20 protein-coding genes are annotated in these 21,456 nt (G+C 59.0%); 11 read left to right on the plus strand and 9 right to left on the minus strand.

Going from position 1 to position 21,456, the window contains the following annotated elements; all coding sequences use genetic code 11:
* Positions 1–22: 22 nt before the first annotated feature.
* Positions 23–1,645, minus strand: coding sequence for a DnaB family ATPase (locus L0U80_RS31355; RefSeq protein ID WP_233875412.1), 1,623 nt, complete (start codon positions 1,643–1,645; stop codon positions 23–25).
* A 139-nt stretch (positions 1,646–1,784) separates the two neighbouring features.
* On the opposite strand from L0U80_RS31355, the gene L0U80_RS31360 reads away from it, so the two are divergent.
* The 8 genes from L0U80_RS31360 (at position 1,785) to L0U80_RS31395 (ending at position 11,343) form a co-directional block, all read left to right on the plus strand.
* Positions 1,785–2,318 carry a hypothetical protein gene (locus L0U80_RS31360; RefSeq protein ID WP_233875416.1) on the plus strand — a complete coding sequence of 178 codons (534 nt, stop codon included), beginning with the start codon at positions 1,785–1,787 and terminating at the stop codon, positions 2,316–2,318.
* 50 nt (positions 2,319–2,368) lie between these two features.
* Positions 2,369–4,591, plus strand: a complete 2,223-nt coding sequence (locus L0U80_RS31365) for a hypothetical protein (protein WP_233875432.1) — start codon at positions 2,369–2,371, stop codon at positions 4,589–4,591.
* A 265-nt stretch (positions 4,592–4,856) separates the two neighbouring features.
* Positions 4,857–6,020: a hypothetical protein gene (locus L0U80_RS31370; RefSeq protein ID WP_233875446.1), complete on the plus strand. Its 1,164-nt coding sequence runs from the start codon at positions 4,857–4,859 to the stop codon at positions 6,018–6,020.
* Between the two features lie 22 nt (positions 6,021–6,042).
* Positions 6,043–7,719 carry a hypothetical protein gene (locus L0U80_RS31375; RefSeq protein WP_233875463.1) on the plus strand — a complete coding sequence of 559 codons (1,677 nt, stop codon included), beginning with the start codon at positions 6,043–6,045 and terminating at the stop codon, positions 7,717–7,719.
* Between the two features lie 69 nt (positions 7,720–7,788).
* Positions 7,789–9,771 (plus strand): hypothetical protein, encoded by a 1,983-nt coding sequence (locus L0U80_RS31380; protein WP_233875489.1) that lies wholly within the window; start codon positions 7,789–7,791, stop codon positions 9,769–9,771.
* A 137-nt stretch (positions 9,772–9,908) separates the two neighbouring features.
* A complete protein-coding gene (locus L0U80_RS31385; RefSeq protein ID WP_233875504.1) occupies positions 9,909–10,313 on the plus strand; it encodes a hypothetical protein in 405 nt (134 codons plus the stop codon).
* 148 nt (positions 10,314–10,461) lie between these two features.
* Entirely contained in the window at positions 10,462–10,788 is a 327-nt protein-coding gene (locus tag L0U80_RS31390) for a hypothetical protein (RefSeq protein WP_233875519.1), read from the plus strand.
* Positions 10,789–10,941: 153 nt separating this feature from the next.
* Positions 10,942–11,343: a DUF3597 domain-containing protein gene (locus L0U80_RS31395; protein ID WP_233875522.1), complete on the plus strand. Its 402-nt coding sequence runs from the start codon at positions 10,942–10,944 to the stop codon at positions 11,341–11,343.
* Positions 11,344–11,546: 203 nt separating this feature from the next.
* Here the strand turns inward: L0U80_RS31395 and L0U80_RS31400 are convergent, their stop codons facing one another.
* Complete coding sequence (locus L0U80_RS31400; protein WP_233875525.1) at positions 11,547–12,389, minus strand: hypothetical protein; 843 nt, start codon at positions 12,387–12,389, stop codon at positions 11,547–11,549.
* Between the two features lie 479 nt (positions 12,390–12,868).
* On the opposite strand from L0U80_RS31400, the gene L0U80_RS31405 reads away from it, so the two are divergent.
* On the plus strand, positions 12,869–13,213 hold the full coding sequence (locus tag L0U80_RS31405; RefSeq protein ID WP_233875539.1) for a hypothetical protein: 345 nt from the start codon (positions 12,869–12,871) through the stop codon (positions 13,211–13,213).
* Positions 13,214–13,284: 71 nt separating this feature from the next.
* Here L0U80_RS31405 and L0U80_RS31410 read toward each other — a convergent pair whose 3' ends face one another.
* The 7 genes from L0U80_RS31410 to L0U80_RS31440 all read right to left on the minus strand — a co-directional run bounded on the left by L0U80_RS31410 (position 13,285) and on the right by L0U80_RS31440 (position 19,314).
* On the minus strand, positions 13,285–13,797 hold the full coding sequence (locus L0U80_RS31410; RefSeq protein WP_233875556.1) for a hypothetical protein: 513 nt from the start codon (positions 13,795–13,797) through the stop codon (positions 13,285–13,287).
* A 53-nt stretch (positions 13,798–13,850) separates the two neighbouring features.
* Positions 13,851–14,564, minus strand: a complete 714-nt coding sequence (locus L0U80_RS31415; protein ID WP_233875559.1) for a hypothetical protein — start codon at positions 14,562–14,564, stop codon at positions 13,851–13,853.
* Between the two features lie 123 nt (positions 14,565–14,687).
* Positions 14,688–15,014: an H-NS histone family protein gene (locus L0U80_RS31420; protein ID WP_233875563.1), complete on the minus strand. Its 327-nt coding sequence runs from the start codon at positions 15,012–15,014 to the stop codon at positions 14,688–14,690.
* A gap of 114 nt (positions 15,015–15,128) precedes the next feature.
* Positions 15,129–15,923, minus strand: coding sequence for a DeoR/GlpR family DNA-binding transcription regulator (locus tag L0U80_RS31425; protein WP_233875566.1), 795 nt, complete (start codon positions 15,921–15,923; stop codon positions 15,129–15,131).
* 76 nt (positions 15,924–15,999) lie between these two features.
* A complete protein-coding gene (gene pdxA, locus L0U80_RS31430) occupies positions 16,000–17,001 on the minus strand; it encodes a 4-hydroxythreonine-4-phosphate dehydrogenase PdxA (RefSeq protein WP_233875578.1) in 1,002 nt (333 codons plus the stop codon).
* A gap of 49 nt (positions 17,002–17,050) precedes the next feature.
* Entirely contained in the window at positions 17,051–18,307 is a 1,257-nt protein-coding gene (locus L0U80_RS31435) for a four-carbon acid sugar kinase family protein (RefSeq protein ID WP_233875581.1), read from the minus strand.
* Positions 18,304–19,314: a 2-keto-3-deoxygluconate permease gene (locus L0U80_RS31440; protein ID WP_233875584.1), complete on the minus strand. Its 1,011-nt coding sequence runs from the start codon at positions 19,312–19,314 to the stop codon at positions 18,304–18,306. The genes L0U80_RS31435 and L0U80_RS31440 overlap by 4 nt, the downstream gene beginning before the upstream one ends.
* Before the next feature lie 444 nt (positions 19,315–19,758).
* Here L0U80_RS31440 and L0U80_RS31445 point away from each other — a divergent pair, with 444 nt between their 5' ends.
* Positions 19,759–20,658 (plus strand): LysR family transcriptional regulator, encoded by a 900-nt coding sequence (locus tag L0U80_RS31445; RefSeq protein ID WP_233875587.1) that lies wholly within the window; start codon positions 19,759–19,761, stop codon positions 20,656–20,658.
* Between the two features lie 56 nt (positions 20,659–20,714).
* Positions 20,715–21,431, plus strand: a complete 717-nt coding sequence (locus tag L0U80_RS31450) for a substrate-binding domain-containing protein (protein ID WP_233875603.1) — start codon at positions 20,715–20,717, stop codon at positions 21,429–21,431.
* Positions 21,432–21,456 lie beyond the last annotated feature (25 nt).

Here is a 21,456-nt window from a genome sequence, read left to right on the forward strand (position 1 = left end):
CCATACGCCTGGAGAAAATGGGTTACGCGCCCTCTACAGAAAAGTCCCAGAAGGGTTTCGGGCTTCTGGCGCCGGCTGGACCGCCTGGTGTATCCGACATCGGGAATGCGTTCGTAGAGACGGGGCCGCCGCCAGGTGATCTGCACGTGATTTCCGGCAAGTCGATATCGAACGGGATGCCGTGGCGGTTGAAGGGCAGCACGCAGTAAAGATCTCGCGGCGAGGTTTGACCGATAAGACGATGCTTGCCGCGCTGGACTGTGAGGTATGAATCGCTGTTGACGATCTCGATATGGATGAAAATTTCGAGGTCAACTTCCTGGTCGATTTGCCGCGAGCCCTTGTAGTACCCCATGCCGGGCAGATGCTTCACAAAATCAGTGGTCCCGTCCCGGATGAGTTGACGCGCGTCGCTTGAGAGCTGGTGCGGTGTGACGAAAGCGATTTTCTTCACCGAACAGAAGTTGCGTACACGCCGGTAGAGATCGAGCAGATCGGTGCCGGCGGGCCCCATGGTGCAGCCGGTGGTGGGCAGCATGGAAAGATAATCCACCATGCACAGGTGGATTTCGTAGCCCTCGGCTTCGAGCTCGAGAATCTTGTTGCATAGATCCTTGTAGGTCCAGTCCGAGGGATTGACGCGCATGAGGCGGATTTCGTAGCCATTCACGCGCAGGCGGTCCTGAACATAGGTTGCGATGGGCGCGATGTAGGCCTCGAGCTCGTCCTCCGACATCTTCTCGAAGTCCGCGCGGCTTCTCGTGATGATTTCAGCCGTGCGCCCATCGTGTGCCATCAGCACTTCGTACATGTACTGGAAGTTGAGCTCCAGGTCGTCCTCGAAGGAAATGCGCAGGAGCAGCGGGCGACGAGCCGGGTCGATCATCTCGGGCGTGTTGAAGAGCGCCACCCCGATGAAGATGCCGAGCGAGAAACCGGTCTTGAACTTGTGCTGGAGCGCCGGTATGACGACTTCCTGGCCGCGGCGCAAGCCACCGCGCAACATGCGGTTCACTGCCTGCCAGCCGGTCCTCATCAGACTCTTGCCACTCTCGGCTTTCTTGACCTCCCGGAAGATGCGTTTGATCTCCTCCACGCGCGAGAAATCGACCTCGGAGACGATGGCAGGATCCTTGGCTTCCGAATCCACCTGATAGGGTTCGAGCTCGGCGCAGACCTCCGAGACGAACTGCTTCATGCTGGTGACTTCGGTACGGTTAAAGCGCAGCTTGTTGGCCGCCTGGTTGATGATCTGCTGGATCTTCTCTTCGCGAAAATATTCGTTCAGGGCCCGTCGCAGATTCAATGCAGTGCGCCTCAGTCGGTTCTCGCTGAGTTCGGCGCCGATGCCATCAACAAACGAGCTATAGAGCTGCTCGTCCTCCCCACAGTCGATCTTCAGTTGCTGCAGGATCTCGACGCTTTCGTGTTCGTGGTCGAGTGGCACTTCGCACATTGAGAGTGCGGTTTTCCTCAGGGCCCGGATGATTTCCCGATCATGTTCGAGTCCGATGGAGTGTTGTGGCTCCTTGATATCGGCGAGCACGTTTCTCACGAGCTGCGCGGAATTTTCCTGTGCACCAGACAGTTGGCTCTCTCGAAACAAAAGCGTGATGCACTTCACGAGCATCAGTTTGTCGTTCATGTCGGTGAATAGTGTGAACAGCGTTTCCCCTGCATACGAAAGCGCCGGGAAATATTTTTTTGACCGTTGACCAGACTGTTGAACCTGGGAGTCGAATCACGTGTTCGCGTCAAGCTCACCTGGTGCATTGAAGGAGGTCGTGCTCATTCCCCATTGGGTGCATGAGGCACTGGCCCGTCAGAAGCTGCCACTGTCGGAGTGTCTGAATTTCGCTGTGCTGCAGAAGATGTCGAGCGTGAACGATCTGGCCTGTTTCTATGGCCTGCAGCACTACATCGAGGAACTGGTCTATGCGTCCGGCACGCTCGGACGTTGCTGGGAGAGTACGGCGACGGACAACGAAAGCCGCGTGCTGCTGATGCAAACAATTCTTCCGCTTGCGGCACATCTGCAGGCGAGCGGCGAAATCGAATCACGGCTATTCAGCGCGCAGTCGCGCCTGCCCTGGCACGACGAGCCTTTCAGCATTCACGACATCACGAGGGAGGTCGGGGGTGTGGTCATCTACCCGGGTTTCTTTGTTGAAGAGGGCAAACCCAACACGTATCGGGAGCAGCTGGTCGCGGGTCTTCTGAAAGTATTGTATGCGTACAACGCCTCGCACGAAGTGTCGGGCACGCGTCTTTTCCGGCACTACCTCGACATGTTATCTGGCAGGCAATTGACCGTCTGAGTCAGCCCGCCCCGGTAGCCTTCCTTCAATCGTGATAGTCAGGAATCCAGATGACCTACGCCACTACCCTCTTCCGGAACAAGGGCCGCAATGGGGCGCTGCCGGTTTCGCAGCTCGATCGGTTGATCGAGTCACTTCGCGGTGAACAGAACGAGCGTGGTGCCGCGTTCGCATCGAACCAGATGACGCGCGCCGCGCTTGCGCTCGAAAGCATCGATTCAGCGGTGCAGATCGAGCTGAACAACACGCTTGACGGGCTCAACACGGCGCTGGAGACAATCGTCACCGAACTGGGTCTGAGCCGCGAGCTCACTCAGGCCCAGCGCGATGCAGCGGGTGCTGCCGGGCTGCTCTCGGGCGACATCGCCGCGGCGCTGCACCAGCCGATCCGTCATGAACGCGTGTCGACCGAAAGTGTGAACTACCTGTCGCCCGAGACTGGCGAGTTCTACTACGAACGCATCCAGCCAGCGCTCGAAGCCTACGACGAAAAGGAGAACAAGAACGCTGTCGTCTACATGGTCGCCTACAACATGATGGCTGCCCGCCAGGACGAGTTTGGCGAAGCGTTCTATCCAACGGTGGTCGTCGGCAATGACCAGGTGGGCTACACCGTCTCGATACGGCTCATCGAGATCAGCAACGACATCCGCAGGCCGATTTCGGGCGACGCGTCCAACAACTTCAACCGTCGGAACATCGTGCAGGCGGTGATCTATCCGGACCTGCTGCGTAACGACATCACGAAGGTCATTCCGGTCGTGCGCGATGACTCGGCGAAATACTTCGTTGATCCGGCGCTCGTTGCGCCCTACAGCGTGCTGCTGACCGACGGTAGCGCCTCGAACACGGCGCCGCTCGCGATTGGCAAGAAATTCTCGCTGATCAACATCTCCCAGACCGAGTCGACGCTCGACAGCGGCCTGATGGACATCACCGATGCGCTCGATACCAACGTCGTGCTCGATGCCGTCTACGTCGAGTTCACCAGCGGCGGCACCGGCGGCACGAGCGAAGTCGTGAAGTTCCGCACGAGCGCGATGCAGCGCGCGACGTTCAACTTCGCCGTGCAGGGCTACTACCGGGAGATGAATCTCCAGTTCGACAGCGAAACGCTACTCGTGGGGCCGAACACGGTACTCGCCGACGGTGGCCAGTCGACCATCCTCGCACCCATCGTGAGCCAGGGCTACGAGGCGCGCATCGGCATGGATGTATTCGGCAAGGTCGTGCTGGAAACGGGTGACATTTCGCTGAATGCGTCGACGGTGCGCCTGAACTCGATCAAGGACACGTCGGACACCTCGCTCGACCTGACTACCGGCACTGGCGCGACGCTGGCAGCCCTCTTCGATGGGGCGAGCGTGATCGGTTTCGACATCGACGCGCGCCGCACCAACAGTAACCGCCGTCAACGCGGCAAGCTCCTGAACACCAACTTCTTCAGCCAGGTCTACACGGTGCCGCTGCATGCGCCGATCACCATTCCTCGCCCGATGCAGGTGGGCGATGTGAATGACTCGAGCGACCTCGCGGCGCTGATCACGGCCACACGCATCATGACCAGCAACGACGCGGTCGATGCGATCTTCCGGCTGCGCGACCTGCTCGCCGAGACGACGAGCGCGCTGAATACGACGCCGGTGCCGAACAACCCGCTCGACACCCCCGCGATCCTCGGTGTGTCGGCCTTTATAATCCAGCCGGCCTTCATGTACCGCGAACTCGCGGTCGACTCGAGTCTCGATTCGCTCTCCGCCCACCAGCGCGCGGCCGATGTGCAGGCGGCGCTGGTGAACGAAATCCGCGACATGGCTTATACGCTCTACGTGCAGTCCGGTTACAAGGCTGCGGCTGACGCACGTGCCGGCGGTGTGGCACCGGTCCCAACGGTGGTGATCGGGACGGATCCGTATATTGCACGATATCTGATGACCACGGGTGACCTGCGTACCATGGGCATCGCCTTCGACACGAAGGTTGTCTCAACACTCAACGAGCGGATGTCGGGCAAGATCGTTCTCTCGTTTGGTGACTTCTCGTCCGAGACGGCCGGTGTTCCGAACCCGCTGCACTTCGGAAACATGGCCTGGAAGCCGGAGACGACGGTCGTTCTGCCGATGGTGCGCAACGGCGCGCAGTCGAAGGAACTCACCGTGCAGCCTTCCTACCTGCACATCAACAACCTTGCGGTGCTTGGCATGATCGATGTCTCCGGCATCACTGCGGCGGCGACTTCGAAGGTGCCGGTGAACATGCGCACGGTTCAGTGATCTGCCCTTCTCCACTTCTGCAATACCCTGTCCCGGGGCTCACGCCCGTTTCGGTCTGGTGTCAAACCGGCCGAAACGGGCATTTTTTCGGCCGGTCCTCCTTCATCGGGCAGGCAGAGCGCCTGCCCTTATGACCGCCAGGCAAATGAAGAATTCTTCGCCGATATATTACTGATTGGAGCACTGTATTCACGGTGCACTTTCACAGTAGCGACAGCACGATATTCAAGTCAGGAAATCGAAATGAACGTGTGCCAATCATCGAATGAGTTTTGACCAGATCGACCATTTTGTCCCAGACGCCTGGTTTGGAACACCGGTTTTTTCCGTCGTGGGACGCAACGAGCTATATGGTACCCATCACTACGAGAAATTCGAAAAGAGGACGAGGTATTTCAACTATTTACCGCGAACTGTAACAGTCATCGAGCGCAATGGTCTGTGTGTGGAATTTCCACCACTTGACGATGCGACACGAAACGCATTCGTGATCCAGACCGACTGGCGGGTGCATCGAAGTCTGCAAACGCGCTTCCTTCAACTGCTCAAGGAAAGTCACGAAAATGAGCCGAGGAGCCTGCTGGCCCTGCGCGAATGCCTGAAGCGGTACAAGGTGGAACCGTACGATCACTGGGTAACGTTCCGGTGCGAGCTGGTGATTACGCTGGAGGACTTGAAGGAACACCGCGGAGAGATTTACGATCACCAGCATGACGTCGTTGTGTCGCTATCCATTGGAATAGATGCGGGTCCACATCCGTTTAGTGAGTCCGGGCGTATCCTCAAGCAACTGGAGTCGACGGCTGCCTCAGCCATCAAGAATGCGTACTTCGAAAGTATCAGGATCATCGACAACGAAGGAAAATATGGTGATCGTTACATCAACCGCGATGGTGATGTGATCCAGATAAAGAGTACAGAGGATCCGACGCTCGAGGATGGTGTGCTTGTGGTCCGCCCGAGGTCTGGCGCGAATAAGCGCCGGGCGTCGAGGATCGGGTGGCGGCGATATAGCTTCGAGGAAGCCGACGAGAAGCTTGAGTTGTACAAATCTTACGCTGACGCGGAAAACTATGGTGACAGCGAGACCAGAAGAAAGAAGGATCTGGCGGCTCAGGAAGCAGAACTCGCGCAGCGGAAGCACGAGCTGAAAGAACAGTCCCTCGCACATCAAGAAAAGCTGCAACAGTGGGAACGTGAAAAGGCTGAGTTCCAGCAGGACCTGGAACGACGTCAGTTCGAGTTCGAAGAGGAAGCGCGTCAAAGCAAACGCGAAGCCGATCGTGCGAAATATTACTACGAGCAACAGTTGCTGGAGGCAAAGCAGAGAAAAGACATGAACGACTGGCTCAAGCAGTTACCTGGAATAATGAGTGCAGTTGCGTTGGCATGGCTGACCTACAAAACCGCCAAACTGCAGACCGGGTAATAAATGGTAATCAGGGCAGTAAATGTGCCGTAACGCGCGAGGGAGACAGAAAATCGACCCCGAAATTGAAAGACTGATCGACGCGCATACGCCGCGTCTGAATCCGGTGATTGCTAACGGAATCGCAGTCGAGCACATGAAACAGGTGCACGTAATCAATTACATTGATTCGGTTATGCGTGCAGCGGCGAAAGGCTTTCCGGAGTGGCTAACCTACGAAGGGTGTCGTGTGTGCGCTCCGCCCGAAGAATATTTCGAGGCATCCCGGAAACAGGGAAATAGCAGAAGGACGATTGATATCGCTCGATCGGATCTTTACCTGGTGAAATTTCATTTCAGATTCCGGGGCGAGGACATCGAGCGCAACATGTATCTGCCATTCGTTGGTGATGCGGGATGCATCATGCTCAGGGGCAAGCGCTTCTTTATTTCTCCCGTGCTGTCTGACCCGATCATCAGCGTGGGTGCAGAAAGCGTATTCGTGCGATTGCAGCGCGACCTGCTGACGTTCAGACGCGTGACGCACTATTTCGTGGCCAATGGGCGTGTCGATCAGGCAAGCGTCGCATGGTCGCTGGTGTATCACAACACGCAAAAGAAGATGCGCAATGTCCAGCCGACGGTGAAGATGCATTCGACCATGGCGCACTATCTCTTCTGCAAGCACGGGCTGGTGAGGACGTTCGAACTATTTGCAAGTTGCACACCAGTGATCGGCGGAAGCGAGATAACAGCGGAACAATATCCGCCTGATTCGTGGGTGATCTGCAGTAGCCGGCAATTCAGGCCGAAGGGATTTCTGAAATCGGTCTATGAGCCATCACGGCTGCGCATCGCGGTGAGGCGCGAGGATTACGCGCGAATCATGGTACGCAATCTCATCGGCGGTCTCTTCTATGTTGTCGATCATTTCCCGTCCCGGGTTCAGCCCGAGTACGTTAATAACTCAGCACCAGCGTGGACGGACAACACGCGCACGTGGATCCTGCTGATGGGTCATGTGCTGTTTTCCGGCGACATGCCGGAGGGCGTGCTCGCCGACGAAATAAACAAACATCTGAAATCGCTTGATGAGTATGTCGACAGCGTGGTGCTGAAGAAATTCAGTGCAATCGGCAGGCGGGAGACCAATCTCTATCAGTTCTTTGCTGTTGTGGTTGAGAAAATCAGCGAATGGATTTTCGACGGTGCTGGACATATCAACAGCATGTACGACAAGGAGCTTTCAGTTTTGTATTTTGTGTTACAGGACATCACAAGAGCCATTATGGGACTCTATTATAAAGTCACGTCCGTCGAAAAGAAGGATCTCACACGCAAGGACATCGAGGACCGGATGCGAAATACCATCATGACCGGTCTGATCTACCGCATTACGAAGCAACACCCGGAGGTCACGCCGCAATCGAGTTCCGGGGACAACAAGGCGCTCAAGATTACGGGGGTGCTGGTGCCCCAATCGGACAGCTCCAGACAGGGTGGGCGGAAGAAGCGGGCGACGCTGGACGATCCCACGAAGTTTCTGCATGTCTCCATGGCGGAGGTCGGCGGCTACAGCAATCTTCCGAAGTCCGGGCCTACTGGCGATCGCCGGCTGAGTCCGTGGCTGCGCATCGACCCGTCAGGACGCGTGCTGCGCAATCCAAAGTTTATTGCAATGCTTGAGCGTATCCAGAGCGAGATTACGCGCTCCAGATAAATACCGACTGCTTTCCGTATCAATCGTCTCCTTTTGTCGAGAAACAGCTTTTTCAAGGAAATCTTTTTTATGTATCCCACGCTTTCTCCAACCGCACCTCATCCATTGCCAGTGCGACCGGACGCCCTGGAACAGAATTTTCTGCGGTTCTCGATACAGGATCCGCCATACGTTCCCAAGGTCGAAATCGAATCGTGGATGTACAGCTACGTGCCGATCGTCGCTGGCATGACCGCGAACGTTATCCAGGAGCAGTCCCGCAAGAATCCGTTGCGTGTCTTCTTCTTCAATCTCTTCGCGCGAAACCGGTTCGTCAATGCAGAATTTACCGCACTCGTCCAAGGTATTCTGGATTTCATTGTATTCAAGGTTGCAGGGGACCCGCGCCTGAACGTTGAGGCGATCATCGACGAAGCTGTCGAGTATATGGTTTCGCTGGTGACGGGTTCGATGATCAATGTGTATCCGCAGTTGCGGAACACCGTCGACGCGCAGACCGCACAGGCTGCCGATGAGCATGTTCGTGATTTCGGGCAGATCACGCAGGCAATCGATGAGTTTCGCCGACGGTTCGGCTATCAGCATCCTTTGCCTGGTCAATCCGGAATTCGGGCACCCGGATACCCGGGGATGATGGGAATGCATTCGCGTATGGACGGTGCCGGGTATCCGGATATCTATCCAGCGATGGATCATCAGCGAATCGCACCTGGATTTGCGGGGCGTTACGACGGAGTGCATGAAGCATCGGCACAACTCTTTGGGGGCACGCAGGCATCGCAACCCATTGTTCCCAGGTCCGGCGAGATTTTCAGTGGCCGGTTTGCCAACCTCCCAGACACGTCGGTGCCGCGATATGCACGCGTGAATGGGGCAACGTCGCAGGGAAACAGCACAATGAATGCCGTAATTGAGGAAAAGCCAGCGCAGAAGGATGGCCTGCTCGAAGACATTGACGAAACCGCGCTCAAGTGGTTGTCATTCAGGGATCAACCGTATCACCCTATTTTCAACCCGGATACCAGTCAGCTCTTCTATCAGGAGTTGGCCAGCGGCGATGTGCTTGCGGTTGTCAAGGCCCGCGGGGATGACATGGACTACGACCGTCACAGGACGAAAAGTGTTTTTGGTCCGGTTCCTGCAGGCCTCGATCTCGATGACGGCGAGCGGGTCACACATGGCCTGCAGCAGGGGCTGAAGGAAATCAGGGAGGAGAGACAGGCGCGTGAAGAGAACGAAACGCCAGAGGTCTGCACGCGGGTAAAGGAGGCGGCCATCGAGGAATCCTCGCTCGAGGCAGTCTGGCAGCAGGCCGCTGTGGAGTGGCAGGCCTCAGCAGAGGCGGGACGGCTGCCCGGCATTTACCGGGTCTATGGAGACGTGTATGACACGGTAGTGGGCGACGAAGATGAAAGTGACTTCGTCGAGGAGCTCAGGAATGCGGGTACGTTCAAGAACCTGCGGAGCATTCTGGACGACCAGTACGGCGTGGCGTCGGACAGGCTCTGGTACAAGGCCAACAATCGAGCGACCCGGCTCGTCAACCGGATTCTTGGGTTGAATCTGGGCTTGCCAACCACGATTGACTCGTTCACGGAGGATTTCGAGCCGCTACTGCAGATGTTGCGCCGGGAATATGGCGAAGCGATGGTGGAAGCATTCCTGCGCCACCAGCGCACCTTGATCGCTGCAATCTATCGTGAAACGCCCGAGGACAACCGGGTATATGTGGCGGACAGCATGTGCGACACGTGGCCCGAGGGATGGGATCGGCCGAAGCTGACCTTCATGTCATCCTGGTCGAGCCTGACGTTCGTGAACTGTACCGCTCATGAGCTGGCTGTCGAATGGGGCAAGGACACGACCGCCCTCGTCACGAGACGTGCTGTCCCTGTCTTTTACCAGATCGTGCGGGATATTGTTGAAGAGGCAAAGGATTTGGGCCACAACCTCGAACAATATCTGCTGCAAACGCTGGATGGCAAGATCATCGAAATTGGCACGGCATTCCTTGCCGACGACGAAGGCTATGTTGTTCGCCTTATAAAGTAAGTAGTACAAAACAGTATCGTAAATTTACTCCCCGCAATATGACAGGAGGTGATAACGAAGGTTGAGAAAGTGAATGATGATTCGTGTTCTTTTTATCGAACCGAAGTCCCGGGACTCTCAATTTTATCAGGAGTGAAATGATGGACGAGAAGGATGATCCACTGGAGGTAGTCGTTCAGGGTGGATCGATTGAAGCCAATACCGTGGTTTACGGCGTAGTGCAGAGTGCGCTGTCTGATGCGGGTTTTACTGAAGTGGCGGTTTCTTCGCCGCAAGGGGTAAAAGCCGCGCATGTCGGCAAGGTCCCGACGATGCTCGATGTTGTACGGGCATCGCGGCCGGAGCTCTTCGCGACACCGATTAGCGTGAGGCAGAACGCTCCTCTCGAGGAGGTCGGATCGCTCATTGCGGACAACCCCGACCAGCTGGACCTAGGTCATGTCGTCTATGGCATCGGAGATGCAGTCGACGATGAGCCGGGTCCCGCTCCGGAAGAATCCGCCGGCGAGGCCGGGAAGCCGATGGAATCCGAAGCGGTTTGACAGGAGAACTGGTCCGCGACGGAATCGTTAGTGGCTGAAACGCTGGACACCCCCCTCCATTTTCGGATGGAGGGGGTGAGCAGAGCTTTGCTGTTTTTTTGGAAGTTGTGACCGTAATTCGGTAACTGGATTCTGGAGGAGAATCACCGTGAACAGTAACGGACATGGGCCGAAACGTGATGAGGTCGCTGCATTGCTCGCAGTGATGGTGCCAGGCGAGGATTACACGACGGACGCTCTGGCCACGAAGCTTGGCTGGTCGACCTCGACCACGCGCACGATTATCCATGCTGCGGAGGACACCGGCATTGTCTGGAAGCACCGTTCCGCATGCAAGGGGCCACTGGTGTGGGTGCGTCACGATCGCATACGTGGCCCATCCCGATCGCTTTCCATACCGGCTGGAGAACTGCAGGGGTACGAACACGCGTGGCGGAGCTTCCGCGAGGTTTGCATGCTGGCGCATCCGTCGTAGGGACATATGCTTCGACGTGGTTCGGCCCAACCTTGACCTTTCCTGAAAAATATTCGGCGCTGCCTGGTGCATACTTGCCAGGCTGATCGCCGCGCGATTCAATGTGGCACGCGCTTTGCCAATCGGCCAATTTCAGAGAGAAAGGAAAGAGAGATGAGCATCTTTGGTGACATCGTGAACAAACTGTTCCACAAGGCCAAACCCGACGCGGCGCCGCCCGCGGCCGAACCGACCCCGGATCCGGCGGCAGCTCAGGCAGCCGCACCCGACGCAGTACCGGCACCCGCGCCGCTGGCTGATGTCGATGTGGCTTCGGTGATGGACCAGCTCGTTGCGGAAAGTGGTCAGACGTTGAACTGGCGCACGTCGATCGTGGACACAATGAAGGCACTCGGAGTCGACAGTAGCCTCGAGCATCGCAAGCAGCTGGCGCAGGAACTCAAGTACACCGGCGACATGAACGACTCGGCCAGCATGAACGTGTGGTTGCACGGCCAGGTGATGGCGGCGCTCGCCGCAAATGGTGGCAAGCTGCCGGCAGACCTCGCAGGCTAACGTTTGAGCTATTGGGTCCGGGCGTCGCACGCCCGACCTGCCATCTTGAAGTGGCGTACCGACACGCAGGTACCCGGGGCGCCTCAGGACATGGGCTCGAACAGCAGCGCGTCAAGCGCGGTGGGGTTCGATCATTTCACAGCGCGGCGAAAGCGCCGCCCTTCTTCGTTGCGCGATGCGAGCCCAAAGTCTGTTCCTCCTGCTCAAGGCAGCAGCTCTCCAGGTCTGAGTGCAATTCCTACATATTCGGAGCGGAAATCTACGCCAAAGCGGAAGGCTTTCCTCTCGCCCGAGAATGTCGGCGTCACACCGTGCCAGAACAGCGTTGCATCCTGGTTTGCCAATGTGGCGAAATATTCAGGAATCCTGTCAGTTTTTCCGGGCGTCAAGCACAGCTGTTGGTTGCCCGCTTCATGGACGAATTTTCTTCTCGATTTTATGACGTAGTAGTGCTCTTTCTGCTCGACGGTAGCTGCACCGAAAATAATCCGGTCGAGAGAGTTCAGCGTGTGAATGTCATTGGAGACACGGCCCAGAAATATAAAAGCCGTCTCGTATGTCAACGTCTCGTTTCCGATTGTCAAAGGTCGTAGCACCCGTTCATCGCGCGTCATCAGTGTCCACGCGTCAATCACCTCTTCCAGTGTTCCCGAACGTTGTGCCGGGACTACCCGGAACGTCGCAGCCAGTTTCAGTAGATCTTCTCTTGTCGGCTTCCCTGACTTTGGCTCTATCGGCGGCGTTGGGCCGAGAAGCGTCGGGATGGGTGCGGGAGGCTCGGGCGTGTCACGTGGCTTCGGCTCTCCAGGATAAGACGACGATTCGCTCGAACGCGCCTCGTTGGGGCAGCCGGGGGCATGTTTCGCGCGAGCGACGAAATAGGTGTGTTTCTTCCTCGCGGGATGCACTTCCGCGAAGCAGTTGTCGTGCGGACAATAACAGTCGAGGTGGATCGAGTCATTCTGCTTGTACTCGTACGCATCGTCCGCACTGATACCTGCACCGGTTTGCCAGCATAAAGCTTCCGTCATTAATTCATCGCGCATGCGACTTCTCTCCAGGAGTCCCAGTTTTCAATTTACCAGTTGTGGGTACACGCCCTTCAGTCGATCCGACCGGGATCATTGGCTGCAGGTATGAACGAGATTACGCGAGATGCGTAGTGTGAGACCCAATCACTAACGCAATACGACATGGGCGGTGGGCGTATGGTTCCTCTGCCTTGCGCATGGAACCTGCAGAGATGGGGACGCGTTTTCCAGTGATGAAGTTTGACCAGTAAATCAGAGCATTAAGATAAGAAGGGTTATCACAATAGCGATGTTTGACGACACGTTTTCGCGACAAACTGGGGCACGCTCGATGCCCTGTCGGCCGTCCATGACCGTTTGAGGCGTCTCTTCTTTAGGCTTTGCGGGCGGCCACGATCGGTGATACGCCCATGTTTGCGGCGCGCCGCGTTTTACGGCAGGATAAAGGTGTCGCCGGGCCCCGGAGTCTGGCTTCACCTGCAATCCTCCATCACATGGCTGACCGTTTCGAACTCCTTGCGCTTGCGCTGCCCGCCGGCTGCGCTCCGGAATCGCTGGCTCCTGAAGTCGCGGCGTTGATGGCCGCCTGCTGGCCAGGTATGAGTCGCGCCCAGTTGCTCGAGCGCGCCCGCCGTCTGGCCCTACGGGCTTCGTTACGTGCGCGGCCGGAAGCGGGCCCGGACGGTGTGCGACTCTATTCGCTGGTACTGGTGACTGGTGAGGTACGGACCGAACTCGTCGCCCACGTGCGACGCCTCGTGCGTCGGCGCTCCGTGCGTCGCGCAAAGGCTTCGCTGCCGCCGCCGAAAGACGTGCGGCAGCAGGGGCTGTTTTCGTGAGGGATGGGGGACCGTGAAGTCGCGTCTGTGGAGGCGCAAAAAAAACCGGGGGGCCGCAGCCCCCCGTTTGATCACTCTTCTTCCGTATCAGGATCGAGCCCGAAACGGGTCATTATCGTCCGTCCACGTTCCTTGCTGAGCGTCGCCGGATCGGTGGCCTTGACGGTCATCCGGCTGCGATCGAGTGGCCCGTCGAGCCTGTACGGTGTTGGCTGTCGGGGTGCCTGATTCTTCTGGACAGTCGTTCCCCCAAAGGATCCGGGCCAGACAGGGTCGCCAATGTGGCCGCCATGCTCAACCAATGTGGACACCTCCAAGAATTGAGGGGCTCCGGTTCGCATCAGCTCAACCTTGCGTTCGAGTTCCATCACCCGCTCGTCCAGTGCCTTCGGGGACTTGAAGCCGAAACTCTTGAAATCGCGTCTGGCGACTTTCCTCGGTGGACCGGCGGGACTGATTACCTTGACGATGAAATCGCCCCTTCCTGTTCTCTCGACCGGATGCGGTTCTGGTGCGCTACCCGCCAGATTCTGGGCAGGAGTGTCCGACCTCGCCGAGCCGAGGCGACCGGACGCAGCACGCATGCGCTTCCTGGCGCCACGAAGTGCGCCTGTCTGGTCCCGACGGAGGGATGTCATTAGAAAAACTCCTTTTCACGCAGATAGCTATGCAAAGTTTGCACTGACCGGCTTGTCGGCGCAACCTCAAATACCAGGTCGCGTTGCTTGCCGCCGACGAGCCAGAACTGTCTCCCGCCCGGCTGGGCAAAGAGATCCAGCAGCGATTTCAGCGATCCATCGGCCAGGCCGGCCGGAAAATGCGGGAAATACTGAAAAAGGGCCGTATCAGATTCCGATTGCACAGGGCCGTCAAATCCATAGCGCGGCCAGGCGTAGTAACCCAGTAGCCGGCTGCCATCAGGGAACGATGGGCGGTTCCTGCCGCCGACCGCCTGGAGCCGGATGTGGGGTATTTTAAGGGTGGCACACGCGCGCACCATGCGCCAGAGCATCACGGCGGCCAGTCCGGGCGGCGCATCTTCGCGCAGATGCACGAAATCGACGTAGAGGTAAGGCTCGCCGTTCTGGTCGGCGTGAAAACTGACCGTATTGGTCGACACGAGATAGCTGGAGCCGATGACCTCGAAAATCAAGGTCTGTCCATCGAACCCAAGCTCAATGTTCGCGTCAGCGGGTGCGCCACACAACTGCGTGATGGTCTCGTCGCCAATCGCCTCGAACCCCTGCAGGTCATCGGGATCAACATTGTCACGATCGACAGGGACGGCATCCTGAAACCAGGACGACTCGATGGCGAGGGGCGTGTTCAGATCAACGGCCGCGGGCATCATGGATTATTGTTCAGGCGGACGGGCAGAAACCCCAAGTGTAACAGTGCATTCAGCAGCACCGCTGGCCCAGCATGATGTCCGTGGCAAGTAGCAGCTCGAGACTGACCGATGGCCGGATCGAGCTTACCGGATGAGCAACTCGTCGCGATCCTGCTCAAGGATCCAGCTGGGTGGCCTGCCACGCCCGGACCAGGTTTCACCCGTTGCGGGATCACGATATTTCGGCAGGGCCGGGTCGCGCACGCGTGCCGGCCCAAATGTGCGGGTGATGTGCCTTGGCATTGGAATCACCTGGGTCGGTACCAGTCCGACGTCGTACGCACTCAGCTCAAACGTCTCGATCAGTTCGCGGCATGTCGCGATGGCGGCATCGACCTCTTTCCTGCGTGCGTCTTCAATGCGCACATTCAGATCCGCTAGCTGGGCAAGGAGAGCGGGAACTTCTCTCATGCGGCAAATCCTCCTCTTTGTGCCGGCTTCCGGAAAGCAAAAGCCGTATCGCACAAGATCACCTGTTTGCCGTAATTATTCCACGTGCCCTACCGGTTCGGTTCCGGTGCGTTTTCAGGGGATGGCCGGTGGTCTCACTTCCGAAGCCAGCTCGACGCTGACTTCTTCGCGCTCGCGAAACGGCGCCAGCGTCGCCTCGTCGGCCAGTGCCGAAGTGATGAGCCGCCAGTCACGCAGCAGCGGTGTCCAGTGTTGCTGACGCGCGCGGCCAAGCTTGGCTGAATCGGCGAGCACGATCACCTCCGCCGCTCGTGCGACGATGCATTCCTTGAGCCACGCCTGCTGGGCAGATGCCTCGCACAGGCCGAATTCTGCGACGACCCCGTCTGCACCAAGGAACGCGACATCAACGGTCAGCCGGCCCAGCATGAGTTCAGCCAGCGGCCCGAGCGTACTCATGCTCGAACTGCGCAGTTCGCCGCCGATCAGGGTGAGCCGCACACCCGGCGCGTTGGCGAGCGCCATCACCGCGAGCAGGTTGTTCGTCACGACATGCAGGTTTTCACGCGTGGACAGATGGCGCGCGAGCGCGGCACAGGTCGTGCCTCCGTCGAGCAGCACGGTATCGCCATCGCGAACGTGGGCGGCGGCCGCCTGTGCGATGGCTTCCTTCTGTTCGCTTTGCGCCGACTTACGCTCCTCGAGCGAGGCCTCGGGTTCGTGCATGCCAACGAGCGCGGTTGCACCCCCGTAAGTGCGCACGAGCCGGCGCTGCTTCGCGAGCACGGTCAGGTCGCGCCGGACCGTCGCTTCCGACACCTCCAGCGCCGCGCACAGCTCTTCAACACTCGCGTCCCGGGTACGGACAAACTCAAGAATAGCCTGATGGCGTTCGGTCGTCTTTTTCACTTCGTCAGCTGCGTCGCAAGGGGCTTTAACCAGGGGGCTTCATCTTACCTGACCCCTTGCACGCCTGTCCGTTGCTTCAGTGACGACGCGTGGCCAGTTCCGCGCCCTGGCGCAAGGCCTCGAGCATGCTGCCTTCATCGACGACGCCCTTGCCTGCGATGTCAAACGCGGTGCCGTGATCGACGGACGTGCGGATCACTTCCAGCCCGACCGTGACGTTCACTCCCGCTTCGAGGCCAAGCACCTTCACCGGACCGTGTCCCTGGTCGTGATACATCGCGACCACCAGATCGAAGTCGCCCCGGCCGGCGCGGAAGAACAGCGTGTCGGCTGGCAACGGACCGGTCACGTCCAGGCCTCGCTCCTGCAGCAGCTTGACCGCCGGAATGATCTTCTCTTCTTCCTCGCCATAACCAAAGAGGCCATTCTCGCCTGCATGTGGATTGATCCCGCACACGCCGATGCGCGGCTTCTCGATACCCGCCTTCACGAGCGTTGCATGGCCGCGCTCGATGGTCCGCTGCACGAGGCCCGGCTCGATCTTGCGGATTGCGTCGATGATGCCGATGTGTGTTGTCACGTGGATCACGCGCAGCTGCGGCGCGACGAGCATCATCGACACCTCGTCGACGCCGGTCAGATGCGCGAGCATTTCCGTGTGTCCCGGATACTTGTGGCCGCCCGCATGTAACGCTTCCTTGTTCAGGGGCGCCGTGCAGATCGCATCGATCTTGCCGGCCTGGGCAAGTTCGGCTGCGCGCTTGATGTATTGATAGGCTGCATCGCCCGCGACGGCCGACAACTGCCCGAACGGCAGGTCTTCGGGAATCAGCCCGAGGTCGATGCAGTCGATCGTGCCCTGCTCGTAACGCGCTTGCGCAGCATCCTCGATGCGGCGAATCTTCATCTGGCCGCCGACAATATCGTTGGCGCGTTCGAGGCGCTTTGCATCACCGATCACGAGCGGACGGCATTGCGCGTAGACGGACGCATGCGCCAGGCTCTTGACGACGACCTCCGCGCCAACGCCAGCTGCATCGCCCATCGTGATGCCGATTACAGGAAGATAGTTGCTCATGATTTGATCTCTTTGGACTTCAGGGTTTGCTTCTGTTCATTCGCGGACGTCAATGCGGTGCGACGTCCGGTTCGGTTTCGTTACGCAGGGTCAGCCACGCCGCGTACAGCGCGTGGTCGGTACCGAAGGCCCCTGCCTTCGTGACGATGCCGGGGCGATGTTCGCGTGTGGCATCGAGCGGACGCGCGACTGCCACGCCCGCTTCGACTTCGGCCAGCAGATGCAGATGGGTAATCTTCGCGGTCGCAAGCATTGCCCGCGCGGTTTCGCCGCCCGTGGCGATCAGACCACCGGTCTTCGTGAAATGCGGTTCGACGAGCGCAGCGAGTGCTGTGGAGAGCTGCATGCCTTCAGCTGGATCAAACGCATCGTCGCGTCCAATGCGCAGCAGCAGATCGCGGCCCGAGCGCAGCGATACGGCAATCTGGCGTTGCCACATACTCCAGTCGGGATGGCTGGCACCCCAGCGCAGTACAACTGGCGGCACGATCAGCTCCTCAACGCCGCCGCGCTCGCGAAGCATCGCGCATTGTCGCTCGCTCACGGCGGACAGGCTGCCAACGAGAATGAGGATCGGGCCACCGGGGAATTCCGTGGTCCTGGCATCGTTACACACGCGCGCGCGCCGATCGAGTGCAGCTATCTCCCGCGCGAGACCGCCCGAGCCGACCCAGAAAAAATTCGCACTGCTTCGCAGTGTCGCATGTGCCAGTGCGCGCAGCGCCTGTTCGGATTGTGCGTCGACGATCAGCGCCTGCACACCTCGGGCGGCCTTCGCCTCTATACGGGTCGCGAGCGTCTGCGGGTCATCGCGAAAGGCGTCTGCGTCCAGACGCTCGGACGCGAGACCTGCCCGCGTCAGCTGCGAGGCAATGTCCGCGCAGCGGCCGGCGTGCTCCAGCTGCCATGTTGCTGTCTGCTCCAGGGGCTCACCATGCACGTAGACCCGGCCGTCCCGCACCGTGCGCCCGGTGGCCGGAAACGCAGGGGCAATGATGGCCATGCCTGCGAGTGCCTGCAGCCCTGCCACTTCGGCCGCCCAGTTGCCGCGCAGCGTCGAATCGATCTTCTTGTAAAGACGCTGGCCGCTCATGCTCATTTCCGCGTATGCGGCCGCCGTGCGCGCCGACGCCTCTTCAGGCGACAGACGGCGCGTATCGGTGTCGACGGCGATGGTGTCCGCGTCTTCGTGTGCCTGCGTGTGCGTCGCTTCCAGCGTGACAACCGTCCGATGCCCCGCACCCGCAAAGCCAATCGCGCAGTCCGCAGCACCCGACAGGTCGTCCGCAATGATCAGGATCTTCATTGGACCCGTTCCGCCTGATTCTCCATTCCAACCCTCGCTCCAGCGCTAGCCTGCCGTTGTTGGTACCGCTTCGCGATGGACGCAGTGAGGATCGGCGAGAGGATCGCGGTGACAACGACGCACGCCGCGACGAGCAACGTTGCGCTTTGCGCTGCCGGCTCGTAGACCGGGTTCGCGGCGGCGACGAGAGCCGGCACCGCGGCCGCATTACCTGCGGTATTGGCCGCGGCCACACCGGCGACGCCCGTACCACCCGTCAGGCGATCAGCGAAGTACAGCGGGATGCCCGTTACGATGACGACCGCGATGCCGAGTCCGATCCCAAGTACTCCCGCCTGCCAGACCTTGTGCAGGTCAAGACCCGCGCCGAGTGCCAGTGCGAAGAACGGAATCATCACCGGGACCGCCTTCGCAAGAAAGGCGCGCATCTCACGATCCAGATTGCCAAGCAGCATGCCCAGCGCGAGCGGCAGGATGCTGCCCACCAGGGTCTGCCACGGGAATGCCGAGAGCCCCGCCACACCAAGCGTCACCATCGTCAGGAACGGCCCGGATTCGAGCGACATCAGCGTGTAGGCACCCACGTCTTCCGAGCGGCCGTACTGGCCCATCAGCGCCATGTAAAGGCCGCCGTTGGTGTCGTTCATCGCAGCGACGACCGCGAGCGTCGAGATGCCCGCGAAGAGTCCGGAAGAGATGGGTTGCTCGCCAAGGAAATGCCCAAGAATCACGCCAACGATGATGGCCGCGCCGACTTTCGTGACGAGCAGCGCCCCGCCCTTCTTCATCAGGTAGGGCGTGGCCTTCACATCGATGCCCGCGCCCATGCACACGTAGAAGACGGCGAGGATCGGCAGCGCACCCGTGAACAGCGCACTGGTGAACGAGCCGAAAAATTTCGGCATGCCCGGCAGGAACGTCGCCACCATCGAGCCGATCAGCAACGGCACGATCATCATGCCGCCGGGGATGCGTTCGATCGAGCGCTTGATTGGAATCTGAACCATGCATGTCTCCTAGCTTTATTCGTCGCGATGATTGGTTCGCGCAAGGAAATTATCTCAAAATGATCGAGTCGATCAGGACTGAGTGTAATCCCGCGTAGAAAATTGCGCAAATCAATCACTAGAATGATTGGGGCAATCACGTTGGTCAGGTGGACAGGAGGCGTCTGGATGGCGCGCCGGTGCTCCTTTGCGGGGAGAGCTGATTGCCGGGAGCCTGGCGTGCGGGGAGCGGAGCTCTGGTGCGGTACGCTTCACGCACGCCCCGTAGGGTTTGTCTTTAATTCGAGTTCGATGGAAATTCTTACTGGTCGCGTTATATGAATATGAGATGCCACGCGAGGTACAGACGTCGCCGTGGAGAAAGAAGCTCAAACAGATCAGTACAACGACTCAAGCAGGCGCCCTGTGAAGTAGTCAGGAGCGCCCACTCTTGCGAAAAGAAAAATGAATCTCAAGCAACTGGAATACTTCGTTCGTGTCGCCGAGCTCGGTAGCTTCGGCAAGGCCGCCATGCAGTTGAACATGACCCAGCCCGCGCTTTCACGTCAGGTGCGGCTACTGGAGACGGACCTGCGCACCACACTGCTCATCCGCAATGGACGCGGCGTCGTGCTGACCGAGATCGGCAAGCGACTATTTGACCACGGCATGAGCATCCTCCAGCTTGTTGCGAGCGTCACTGAAGATATCGAAGCCGCGCGCGACGAGCCCTCCGGACACATCGTGGTGGGTCTGCCCCCAAGCCTGACCCGCCGTCTGACCCCCTTCCTTGTTGATACTTTCCGTCGCGAATTGCCAGCCGCCTCGCTGGCCATTGTCGAGGGGCTCTCTACCCATCTCGTCGAATGGATTGCGATGGGCCGGGTGGATCTGGGCCTGATCCACAATCCGCAATCCAGTCCTGCCATCGCAATCACGCCCGTACTTGACGAGGCACTTGGCCTCGTGAGCCGCGCGGCGCGTGGTGACGCGAAAGTCAAACCCCTGCCTTTTTCCCAGCTTGCCGACTATCCCCTGATTCTTCCCGGACACACCCACGCGATGCGCCGGCTTCTCGACACCCAGGCTGCCATGTCCGGGCTGAAGCTGAATATCGCACTTGAAGTATCGAGTGTTCCGTCAATCCTTGACCTGGTCGACGCTGGCTACGGTCATGCCGTACTGACCCAGACGGCGCTTGCGGCTTCGGACCGACCGAAAGCGTTCACGCTGCGCCCGTTCAGGGATCCCATGCTGACCAGCACCTTATGTCTCGCGGAATCCGCGCACAAGCCTGCCAGCCGGCTCGTGCGCCAGACCTCTCGATTGCTGCGGGACCTGGTCTCCCATGCCGAATCGTTATAACAGCTAGTAGGATCGTTGTACTAGGCAACGCATATCCCGATGGCCAGAATCGGGCCATGGAAAACCTTGCCACTTCTGTTCGTCCCGACGTGAGACTTTCCGGTATCTCGTCGATGGCGACCCGCCTGCTCCTCGCTGATATCAGCACGCTCTACCACGAGCAATGTGGTATCGACGTTCATTTCCGGTCTGTTGGCGGCGTCGACGCTGCGCGACTTGTGCGCGAAGGGAACCCTTTCGATCTCGTTGTGCTCGCAAGTGATGCACTTGACGCACTGATTGCAAGCGGTCATGTGCTGGGCGACAGCAAGACGGACGTTGTCCGCTCGAACGTTGCTGTAGCAGTACGTGCTGACGCACATCACCCGCCGATTCATGACGGGAAGGCAGTGCGCAAAGCGATACTCGCCGCGCGCAGCATCGGATATTCCACCGGACCCAGCGGTGCGGCCCTCATGAACCTGCTTGCCGCCTGGGGCATCGCCGATCTGGTTGCCCATCGTTTCGTGTTGGCTCCAGCGGGCGTACCGGTCGGTCAGCTTGTTGCGGATGGGGTCGTCGAACTGGGCTTTCAGCAGCTTAGCGAACTCATGAATCTGCCTGGCATCGACGTGCTCGGAACGATGCCGCACGACTGCGCCATCGTGACGACGTTTTCAGCTGCGCTCTGCTCGAGCGCGACACACCCCGGACATGCCCGTGACCTGCTTCAGGTCCTGCGCTCACCCATCACAAGCGAACTCAAGCATCGCCACGGCATGGAGCCCGCGTGAGCGATCGCACTCCCCTTCATGAGGA

This window comes from Paraburkholderia adhaesiva (assembly GCF_021390575.1).
Classification (GTDB): Bacteria; Pseudomonadota; Gammaproteobacteria; order Burkholderiales; family Burkholderiaceae; genus Paraburkholderia; species Paraburkholderia adhaesiva.